The organism is Clostridium sp. LS, assembly GCF_002760435.1.
Lineage (GTDB): Bacteria > Bacillota > Clostridia > Clostridiales > Clostridiaceae > Clostridium.
The window spans coordinates 77,699-87,352 of sequence record NZ_AUUU01000048.1 but is presented as its reverse complement, the minus strand read 5'-3'; the positions used below and the strand labels follow the sequence as shown (position 1 = coordinate 87,352).

The following is a 9,654-nucleotide window of genomic DNA, read 5'->3' as shown; positions in this document are numbered from 1 at the left end:
ACTGTCCATTGTGGCCCTTCTGCCTCTAAATGATGTACAATTAACATGGCTGGATGGTTATTCATATTCATTGGCCCAAAACTTAAACCTTTGTCTATAATATTCATAATATCATTCCTTTCAAATAAAAAAAATAAGAGTAACCCTAAAAGGCTACTCCAAGAATTAAGCTTGTGCTGCAGTTTGAACTGGAATTACTGGATCTGTTGCAGTTGGTGATACTGATACTTGATTAGAATCTATTGTTTGAGTTATTGAATTATTTCCAATAAGTAATTGAACTTGACTTAGCTGATTTTTAAGACTTACATTTTCGGCTTGTAGTTGAGTATTAACATCTTGAAGTTGCTTTAATAAATCTGAATTATCTAATACTGCTTCTTTACCAGCGTTTACAGCTCCACCAATTGCTTGGCGCAGATCATCGATATCTTTTTGAGATAGTTCAGGGAACTTTTTTAATACAGCTGCATTAAATTGATCTATCTTGGAAATTATTTTTTCCTCTACTGTTTTAGCAATTCTCTTATTTTCCTCGCCTGCATCCCATATTTTTTTTGCTTCTGTGAAGTAATTTTGATTCTTTAAAAGTATAGCTTCAATCCCTGCCTTTTCTAATTTTGCCTCTGCTAATTTTACTAAAATTGTTACCAATGCTTTTATCATTTTACATACCACCTTTTCTATTTATTTCTTTGTCATTTTTATAAAATTCGAATTCATCAAGTCTCTTATGGGCCGATTTTGTGCTTTCCTCAACTCTTATTAATCGTTCATTAACACTAGTTATTTTTTCTCCTTGTGTTTTAATATCTACTCTTATGCTGTCTACCCCATTAGCTATAGATTCTAATTTTGCCTTCGTAAATCCATCCGCTTCCGCATCTTTATTCATAACTCTGTTATATCCTAAGATCCCAATTATACACCCCAAAACAGTGCATATAATTCCAATTGTTGTTGCATCCATGTAACACCTTCCTTTTATTCAGATTTATAAAAATAAGCAATAAAAAAACACCTTATTGGTGCTGATCTATTGCATTATTTTATATCTTTAAATTTAATTTTTCTACCAAGCTTATTTTCAATTTGCCTTTTAAAATACAATTTTCCTGAAATATCATTCCATACAACTATTAACAGTTGGGATATTGCAATTGTTAAGATGATTGTAATGAATATACCTAACATTTAATTACCTCCATAATAAAAAGCACTCATGAAGAATGCTTTCAGAATTTTTTTATTAATTTTTTTATTGTTCTATTTTTATGATTTTTAGCTATAAAATATATTTTCTTAATGTTACCCATTTTAATCATATTATTATCATGAATATTTCCATTGATTTTTATCTCAATCAATTCTTTAGGCGGAATGTTTATAAAATTGAAATCTTTATAATCATTAAACCCTGCACGTTTCACTACATTTTCCTCATTGTTTGGTTTATTAATAATAGATTTTTCTCCTAAAACAAACTCTATTTTCATGTCCTTTAGCACTTTTATAGTTTCCGAACTATTATATAGTTGCATTCTAACTCTATAATGACAGGAATTTGATTTACTTAAATCATCCATTTCACTATGAATATGATACTCATTTTGACCATAATATTTAATATCATAATCATAAAAATAGAAATATAATTTTCCTAAATTCTTTATTAGTTGCGTAGTTATAAGCGTTGCCACAACTCCCATCAATGCACCAATTATCCCTTCAAATTTTGAAATAAAAGCAATTAAGTTGTCCATCTTTTTACCACCTCATTACCTTTATTTCAATATAAATTTCTAATATCCTTTTTTTAAACAACAAAAAAAGACTTCTTAAAAGTCCTCAGTCATGCTTATATTTCTTATTTAATTCATGCGCCCTACATTCCTATAATGCAGTAATTAAATCTGCTTTACCCTGTTCTGTTAAATAAGTATCTATACCATTTTTTAGATCAGGTCTTTTACTTATTACATATTGATACCCTGTCATTCCCTCTTTTGAATTATCAAAAGCACCATCAATTATTCTTTGTGCTAAGTAATCTGCCATTATAAAGCACCCCCTGATAATAATACATCATCTAATGCTTTTTGCATTAATTCCTGTTTTTCTTTAAGTATTTCTACATCCGATTTAGGCATATCGCCATAGATCGGTGTATGTGGAGTTACAGACACATCTACACTTTTTGCAATTTTTCCATCTGGAATTTCAACTTCTAGGTAATCAATTCCTCCTTGAGGTATTCTGTAAGATCCTGTCTGTGTTAGATAAATATAACCTGTCTCATCATAAAGTACTAATGTTTTCATAAATTAATCTCCTTTCTATGACCATGCGTAATAAGTATACGTGGTTGTTAATACACTTGAAATAATTGTTATGGTGTTTCCTGAAAAAACAATGGTATTATTTGGTGTTGCGTTTGCTGAACTAATAGGGTAACCATAGTTATAATAGGCGCCCACGCACCATATTAGAGTACCACCTGACGTTGTAAGCATTACTACTCTAGGTGTAAATGGTAGTGTAATTGTATTAGCTGTACCATTAGTATGTGCAATTGAACCTGTTGTATATAATTGGCCACCTAAGCTTTGCACGGTTGCAGTTCCTGTTCTTGCTATTCCTGCCGCAGAATTATAAGTCTTTCCTGACACAACATCTGCATCAGTCGCAGTTCCTGTTATAGGCGCTATTACTTGATCTCCGCTTAAATATTGACCAGCAGCTATTGTTTGTTGTGATGTACTTGGATTTATTGTCGCTCCAGCTTTGCTTGGTATTGTTCCAGTTAATCCAATACCATTAGCTGATGCGAATGTCTTGCCGCTTAATACGTCTCCTGCTCCTGCTGTCCCTGTTACTGGATTAATTGTTTGCGCTCCACTTAAATATTGTCCTGCAGCTATTGTTTGAGTCGTTGTACTAGGATTATATGTTGCTGTAGCTTTTGTTGTTATACTTTGTGTTACAGTTCCACCTGTTGTATAACCTGCAGGAATTGTATAAGTTCCATTAATGTCTAAACTTCCTCCCAAAGCTCCGTTATTAGGCATTGTTCCAACTATCCCTGTATCATTATCATTGCTAAACTTTTTACCAGCTAGTACATTAGTCAAATCTGCATCGCCTTCCGCACTAGCTTTTATAAAAAAACAATCACCTGTAGAATTATACCAAACTGTATAAGCTTTCCCTGCTATTAAATTTGGAGCTGTAGTGGTTCCTGGCTTGTATAATGATTTTCCGTTTATAGTAGTTGCCGCACTATTATTATTTGCACTAGCTATAAATGTTTTAAAATAGCCATTTACTAAGGTTTGCGTTGATAATGTTATTGCTGTTGCTGTTCCTCCAGCTGTTTGGTATGTTAAATCAGCCAGAAATGTATCTATTGATTTATTAATTTCTTTTTGATTCCCACCAGAAATCTTATTGAAAGTAGTATTAGTATTAATTACACCATAATCATAAGTTAACCCACTTAATTGTGCAGTTACGTTAGCAGCATTGCCAATAGCAGCATTAACTTCATAATTCCATGTGTATGGTCCTGCTGTTGATGGTGCATAATAATCACCATAAGTTCCTGCACTTGCATAACCGTATAATATTTCACCTGCATTTGGGTCATTTGCAAACAACCCTATCTCGCAAATATATACTGCCTGTGTTATATTATTGTTATTTATGCTTCCACTAATTGTTGCAGTTTTTAAGTCACTATTAGCTGTTATGGATTGGATCGCCACATTAAATTGAGGATTAACTAACGCATTTAATGTAGCTGGATTTTGAGTTCCTATTTGCCCAGATCCAACTTGCATTTTAGTAAATTGTATTTGTTGACCAGCTTGAGCCTTTGTATATAAAGCTTGACCAGCATTTGTTATATACATATTATTAAAAATAGCCATTTTATATATTCACCTTCTTTTATTTTAAAGTTATACTAGATGTTGTTATTCCACCTGTTATTATTGAAGAATTAGTTGCAAACGTAATGGTTTCAATAGGATTAAAACTCATATTAATAGTTTCCTTTTTACAGTTTGATACAAGCATTCCTGAATACGGGCTAAATATTACAGGACTTTTTGATATATAATTGACCTGCACTCCTTCTGATTTTGGAACTATATATCCATGCTGAATTAAATCTTGCTGAATTTGATCTACATACCCTGTAACAAATGCAGTAAAACTCATATCTTGATTATCTTGAATTTGCAAACCTATATCAGCATCTTCTCCAAAAATATTATCCCAGATTTCATACATTTGGGGGATTGTCCCATTCCAGTTATTCATTGCGACTTTTGATTTCAGTGCTAATCTATAAGTATCATCATCCATGACTGGGCTAAAACCATTAAGCGGCTGAAAAGTAAGTTCTCTATTTCTTCCAATAATGATTCCCAGTGTATCTAACTGAGCACCTATGGCATTATCTAAATCAAAATTATCATCCATCGATTTTATTGTGTTATATACATTATCAAGAATGGTTAGATTTTTACTTAGCCAAGATATAAATTTGGGTTTATCCCTATGTTGGGAAGTTATGTTATCTAAGTAATTATTTATAGCCACAAAACCACCCCTTATGATACATTTGCAGTAATATAATTAATATTGCCTCTGCAAACTTCGTTGAATGCTATTGTTATATCCTGTGTTCCTTGAGTTCCGCCCAACCTACTAGCTGTAATAGCTGTAACAGAAAACATAGGATCTGCTAAATTAGGCATAGCTTGTAAAGCTACGCCCCAAAGAGAGGATATAGCTAAATTACTTCCTATGTCCATTGAATTTAAATAAGCCTGAATATTACTTTCTATAGTACTAGTAGTTACAGTTGTATAACTACTTAAAGCCTTTATATTAATAACTGAAGTTATATCAACATATGTTGGCCTAAAAAATCTTATGTGATGTACTTGTCCTTTTATATCCGTTACATCTATAGTTACATTGCCATTTGTATAACATCCTGGTCCTTTATGAAGGAAAATAGCATTCGCTATATCTTCATCATTTCCACCTTCGACTACACATGTAATAGAATGTGCTGGAAGTCCTCTTGCATCTACTTGTCCTGTATCATTTTCGTATACTTTTGATCTTGTCACACCATTAAGTTGTGCAATTGCTCCGGCTGTACCCTCTAACAATGTTCGACTTGGTTGTGCTGTACTTTGTGACTGCCTTTTTCTCAATGCACTATTAGTTTCTACATCTGATCCTAACGTTGCACTGTTAGAATTATATACGCCGTTCCATCCATAAACAGGATTATATATATTTATTAAATCTCCAGCATTAGCTACTATTGGACCAGCTATTTCACAAGTAGCAATTACATCTATAGTTCCAGTATCGGATATCGTTACAACGCTTGGTAAATCCCACTTGATACTTCCTTTATCCAAGACAATGCCATTTTTTATAACTGTTCCTGCCACTCCAGAAATCGTTACTGTACAGGTGCTATATGTTGCTGATTGCCTTTTAATCCCGTTTATTTTGACAATTGAATCTAACGCACTTCCTACTGCTGTAGCAGGGCTTCTATTGTTATATACTTTTTGTGCAATTTGAAAAGCATCATATATCTTTTCTGAAACAGTTGCAATCCATTGATAATCCTGAGAATCTGCTTCTAAATAAATATCAAACCCAAAAATTGATTTTGCATCAGATATTAATTGCGCCTTTATATCTGAATATGTTGGCATATGAAATCCGGTATCATCAATGTATGGTGCAAAATACGCCATATATCAGCTCTCCTTTCTATAAACTTTCTTCTACTGTTATATTCCCATATTTTGTGTTAACTTTACATGTAAATAAGTATGACCTATTCGCTGAATCGTAAATGCTCGAAAAACTTTCAATCCCAGTCACATCAATAGTTCCTATTATCTGTTTTTTTATCAATGTATCAACAATTGATATATTGTCTTTTACTCCTATTTGTCCTAAAATACTTTGGAATAAAGGAAGACCTAATTCTTTGTTTTCCCACCATTCACCTTTTAGCAACCCTAATTTTGTTTGTATAGCTTGTTTGACTGCAAAAGTACCATAAGTTAAATTTTGTTGTCCTTTTCCGAAACTATAATCTCCATTTGTATCTAAAATTCTATATTTCAAATGCTCATCTCCTTAAACAAGTAATAAAAAAACATCTCATTAAAACCTTAATAAGATGTACCGTTGATTTTTACATTACCTACTATATTTACATTGCCTTTAATATTAATTCCGTCATCTTTTATCTCGATATATTGAGATCCTGAAAGATTCCTAAGCTGACATGAATCTGTTGAATAGTTAGAAATTTTATTAGGTTGTGACCATACTCCTAAAATTGCAAAACCATCGCTTAAGTCATGTCTTCTTTTCTCAATTTGATTTTGTGATCCTCCTAAGCTCCACCATGCATCGATACACATATCAGCAAAAATTACTAAACATTCATCACCTTTTTTTGGGGGTATAGTCAGACAAAAGTTACCAGCACGTGGAATAACTATAGGAATATCTAAAAGTAAAGGTAAATCAATCCACTTAGTTGAATAATCATTATTTGTAATCTTTTCTTTTATTGCTGGTTGAATAACACATGTTTGAGTTGCTTCATCAAAACTTTGAATTATTCCAGGACAAGCAACTCTTAAAATACTTTTCCAAGCATCCCCCATAGATTTATATAATTCATTTTCGGAACCAATTATTTCATTTATATTTCTACTCATATTCCACCTACTTTAATTTGATACTGCTGCTATAGCTCCACCCAATTGATCTATAGTCTCAAAATTTACATACCAGTCATTACCTCTTGTGTCTCCTTCGTAAGTTATTTTTATAACCCTGTAGATACCATCCTTATCAAGTGATCTAAACAAAGATTGTGATGTATCTCCTGAATTATCCGTATTATTATTTGCACTTGGCAATTCTCCTCCATCAGCCTTTATTAGTGATTCTGGTCTACATATTACATATTGTCCATATAACGATTCATATAATACTTGGTCATCTGCTGGTTTTTGGTCTGTGCTCGCTGCGTATATTGAATTATTTCCAGCATAAATTGCCACATGATAAGCATCATCCCCATGAAACCAAAAAACTAAATCTCCTGGAATTGCTGCATCTAAACTTATATTTGTTAAACCTTTTGCTTGACATTGCGCATATTGTGTTTCGCTTGTTGGGTTTATTTCTAATCCTGCCACTGAATAACAATGTTGTGTAAATGCGGAACAATCATAATAAGTTATGCCATCAACTGTTTGTCCTCTCAATTTTTCACTATAATGCACATTAGGATCATCGGCTAACTTTTTCGCTTCTTTCAAAATTGAACTTCTGACATTATTTACACTTGGTATATTAGAATCATTTGTTGAGGTTGTAGCTGGCATTGAATTAGAACCAGTAACATCTACTCTTTTCGCCCTTACTAAGCTATTATCTATATGAATAAGGCTATTTAATTTAATTTGGGGATTTAATAAACATTGTCCACTTATTCCGTAATCTGTTTGAGTTGGTGTCCCAATCAAACCACTTGTAGGGCTTAATTCAAATATTTCTCCCTCTGGAAGTTCATCCATACTTATTAAATTTAATGTTCCATCATCCATATAACAATGAAGATCATAGCTTTTAGCTATTTGTCTTATATAATCACTAGCTTTTCCAAATACGACTTTTCCTCTTGTAAAAGTTTGGCCCTTAAGCTTATCTGAAATACTTCCTAAAGGGATTGGATTACTTGCTTTATTAGCTATATGATCAATTATACTTCTTGCGGTTTGCCCTCTCGCTATAGAAAAATTAACTATTTCAAAATTAATTGCCCTATCTGAATCTAATGCTATAATTGTTAAACTGCAGGTAGTACCGTCCTCTCTTTCCCTGATAGTTTGAAGTATATCTCCATCAAATATTAAACCAAATTGAGTCCCTTCGTATCCTGCTTCTACTGTTACCCTTTTTCCTGTCATCATAATTGCATTTTCTGTTTGTACATTTAGATTATAAATAGTTATTTCACTTGAGTTAGGTTCCATTTGTATAGTTTTTACTATGTTAAATGTACAATGCAAATCTGAAACATCTAAGGCATTCCCATTATCGTCAGATACAGTTATTCTATACCTTCTTCCAAAAAATACATCACCAGTTTTTTCACTATTAGCAACTACTTGATAATTTGTAGCTTCTACTGTTATTGTGTCCGAGTTACTATTTGCACTATCTCCACCTGTATATGTGCCAGTATCATATTGAATTAAATTATTAGCATTTATAGTTGCCATTATATCTGGTACATATTGCTCGTTTAGAGATCCATCAGCATTTACTGCATATCCAGCATTTTCAATCGAAGTTATTTGCGCTTCGGGCGTTGTTGCATTAAATGCGCCAGCATCTGTATACCGAGAATTGTTTTTTAAGAAATATCCATGATCTTGAACTGAATCATCCCACGATTCATAATGAGCATAATATCCTCCTGTCCCATCAGTAGGTTGAGATCCTTGTGTTATAGTTAAAGAAGGGTCGTGGTTCCCACCATATTTAATCCCAAATAAATTATTATCTCTTCTAGCTAAAGGAGATGTTCCCCATGTAGATTCTAAACATGCCTGAGCAATTGTGACACTTGCAAACACTCCATATTTTTCATAACCTTTTTGAGCACCTTTTACAATTTTATTTATAAAATCCTGTTGTTCTTTTGTACTCATTTAGTATCACCCCACAAAAGAACAAATGAAGTTCCTAGATTATATTCATTAGGCGAATCATCCATAAGGGAATTGTCAGTTTTAACTAAATAAGCGGAACCTATCTTAAGGTAACTATATTGTTCTAATAAATTAAGGCCGCAAACTAAATTAACTGATGCTAAAAGGCTTGTATTACTTGAATCTGAAATATCTAACACCCAATATCCTGCCTCTGTGTTATATCTAAGGAAGAAATTAAATTTTATCTTATTCCCATCAATCGGAATTGTGCTTGTGAATGTTTGGTTTGGACTTGTTGTTAATGGTAATACGTACATTTTAAGTCCTCCTTTAATTAAATGCTTCGGATAATAAACTCTCGTCAACTTTCTGTACTTTTTGGTCGCCTTCATTTGTTTCTTCGCTTTTTTGTGGCCTCTCTGATATCTTAACAGTTGTAACAGTTGCCACTAGTATTTCTTTTAATGTTACTGTGGCTCTTAATCCATATGCTGTTGTATTTGAGTCAACTGCTGAAAGGGTTTTTATCATCATATTATTGTAAATCCATAACTTAGTTACTACATTAATTGGAATTCTATTTGATTGTAATTCTCTAAGCTTTTTATAAGCATTTATAGATCTTGTTGTATCGCTAGAAAAACTCTCATAATTACTATTCGTAACATCTGACATTACATCAGACATACCCACTTCAAATGTAAGTTCTAGCGGCTGCATAAATGCATGGTCTGAAACATTGGCACTAGTTTGTACAGGATGTTCAGTGACTTCTAATTCGCTGTTATGTGTTATGTTAAAGTAGGCATCAAACATATAATTTCCTTGACTTGTCTCTAAATAAGTTTTAACAACTTCTTGTGCCACA

At 32.7% G+C, this 9,654-nt stretch carries 14 protein-coding genes; all 14 read right to left on the bottom strand.

The window, feature by feature from the left end; all coding sequences use genetic code 11:
- Positions 1-165 precede the first annotated feature (165 nt).
- The 14 genes from COL3_RS13010 to COL3_RS12955 all read right to left on the bottom strand — a co-directional run bounded on the left by COL3_RS13010 (position 166) and on the right by COL3_RS12955 (position 9,653).
- Complete coding sequence (locus COL3_RS13010; RefSeq protein WP_008422084.1) at positions 166-666, bottom strand: hypothetical protein; 501 nt, start codon at positions 664-666, stop codon at positions 166-168.
- 1 nt (position 667) lies between these two features.
- A complete protein-coding gene (locus COL3_RS13005) occupies positions 668-970 on the bottom strand; it encodes a hypothetical protein (protein ID WP_008422086.1) in 303 nt (100 codons plus the stop codon).
- 74 nt (positions 971-1,044) lie between these two features.
- The gene (locus COL3_RS28800) at positions 1,045-1,194 is read right to left on the bottom strand and encodes a hypothetical protein (RefSeq protein ID WP_008422089.1); all 150 of its coding nucleotides are present in this window, start codon (positions 1,192-1,194) and stop codon (positions 1,045-1,047) included.
- A gap of 41 nt (positions 1,195-1,235) precedes the next feature.
- Positions 1,236-1,763, bottom strand: coding sequence for a hypothetical protein (locus COL3_RS13000; protein WP_008422091.1), 528 nt, complete (start codon positions 1,761-1,763; stop codon positions 1,236-1,238).
- Between the two features lie 130 nt (positions 1,764-1,893).
- Positions 1,894-2,058, bottom strand: coding sequence for a hypothetical protein (locus COL3_RS28795; protein WP_008422093.1), 165 nt, complete (start codon positions 2,056-2,058; stop codon positions 1,894-1,896).
- Positions 2,058-2,321 carry a hypothetical protein gene (locus COL3_RS12995; RefSeq protein WP_008422096.1) on the bottom strand — a complete coding sequence of 88 codons (264 nt, stop codon included), beginning with the start codon at positions 2,319-2,321 and terminating at the stop codon, positions 2,058-2,060. Before COL3_RS12995 ends, COL3_RS28795 begins: the two co-directional genes overlap by 1 nt.
- Positions 2,322-2,336: 15 nt before the next feature.
- Positions 2,337-3,929 carry a hypothetical protein gene (locus COL3_RS29320; RefSeq protein ID WP_008422098.1) on the bottom strand — a complete coding sequence of 531 codons (1,593 nt, stop codon included), beginning with the start codon at positions 3,927-3,929 and terminating at the stop codon, positions 2,337-2,339.
- Between the two features lie 19 nt (positions 3,930-3,948).
- Complete coding sequence (locus COL3_RS12985; protein WP_008422100.1) at positions 3,949-4,605, bottom strand: DUF2612 domain-containing protein; 657 nt, start codon at positions 4,603-4,605, stop codon at positions 3,949-3,951.
- An 11-nt stretch (positions 4,606-4,616) separates the two neighbouring features.
- Entirely contained in the window at positions 4,617-5,792 is a 1,176-nt protein-coding gene (locus COL3_RS12980) for a baseplate J/gp47 family protein (RefSeq protein WP_008422102.1), read from the bottom strand.
- Positions 5,793-5,808: 16 nt separating this feature from the next.
- Positions 5,809-6,171, bottom strand: a complete 363-nt coding sequence (locus COL3_RS12975; protein WP_008422104.1) for a hypothetical protein — start codon at positions 6,169-6,171, stop codon at positions 5,809-5,811.
- 47 nt (positions 6,172-6,218) lie between these two features.
- Positions 6,219-6,776, bottom strand: coding sequence for a Gp138 family membrane-puncturing spike protein (locus tag COL3_RS12970; protein ID WP_008422107.1), 558 nt, complete (start codon positions 6,774-6,776; stop codon positions 6,219-6,221).
- A gap of 12 nt (positions 6,777-6,788) precedes the next feature.
- On the bottom strand, positions 6,789-8,783 hold the full coding sequence (locus tag COL3_RS12965) for a glucosaminidase domain-containing protein (RefSeq protein ID WP_008422109.1): 1,995 nt from the start codon (positions 8,781-8,783) through the stop codon (positions 6,789-6,791).
- Positions 8,780-9,103, bottom strand: a complete 324-nt coding sequence (locus COL3_RS12960; protein ID WP_008422110.1) for a hypothetical protein — start codon at positions 9,101-9,103, stop codon at positions 8,780-8,782. The genes COL3_RS12965 and COL3_RS12960 overlap by 4 nt, the downstream gene beginning before the upstream one ends.
- Positions 9,104-9,116: 13 nt before the next feature.
- Positions 9,117-9,653, bottom strand: a complete 537-nt coding sequence (locus COL3_RS12955; RefSeq protein WP_008422112.1) for a phage baseplate protein — start codon at positions 9,651-9,653, stop codon at positions 9,117-9,119.
- Position 9,654: the final 1 nt, after the last annotated feature.

Coding starts and splice junctions, on each gene's coding strand:
- COL3_RS12960 (WP_008422110.1), bottom strand. CDS start 9,103: ATGTACGTATTACCATTAACAACAAGTCCAAACCAAACATTCACAAGC.
- COL3_RS12970 (WP_008422107.1), bottom strand. CDS start 6,776: ATGAGTAGAAATATAAATGAAATAATTGGTTCCGAAAATGAATTATAT.
- COL3_RS12980 (WP_008422102.1), bottom strand. CDS start 5,792: ATGGCGTATTTTGCACCATACATTGATGATACCGGATTTCATATGCCA.
- COL3_RS12965 (WP_008422109.1), bottom strand. CDS start 8,783: ATGAGTACAAAAGAACAACAGGATTTTATAAATAAAATTGTAAAAGGT.
- COL3_RS13000 (WP_008422091.1), bottom strand. CDS start 1,763: ATGGACAACTTAATTGCTTTTATTTCAAAATTTGAAGGGATAATTGGT.
- COL3_RS13010 (WP_008422084.1), bottom strand. CDS start 666: ATGATAAAAGCATTGGTAACAATTTTAGTAAAATTAGCAGAGGCAAAA.
- COL3_RS12995 (WP_008422096.1), bottom strand. CDS start 2,321: ATGAAAACATTAGTACTTTATGATGAGACAGGTTATATTTATCTAACA.
- COL3_RS28795 (WP_008422093.1), bottom strand. CDS start 2,058: ATGGCAGATTACTTAGCACAAAGAATAATTGATGGTGCTTTTGATAAT.
- COL3_RS28800 (WP_008422089.1), bottom strand. CDS start 1,194: ATGTTAGGTATATTCATTACAATCATCTTAACAATTGCAATATCCCAA.
- COL3_RS13005 (WP_008422086.1), bottom strand. CDS start 970: ATGGATGCAACAACAATTGGAATTATATGCACTGTTTTGGGGTGTATA.
- COL3_RS29320 (WP_008422098.1), bottom strand. CDS start 3,929: ATGGCTATTTTTAATAATATGTATATAACAAATGCTGGTCAAGCTTTA.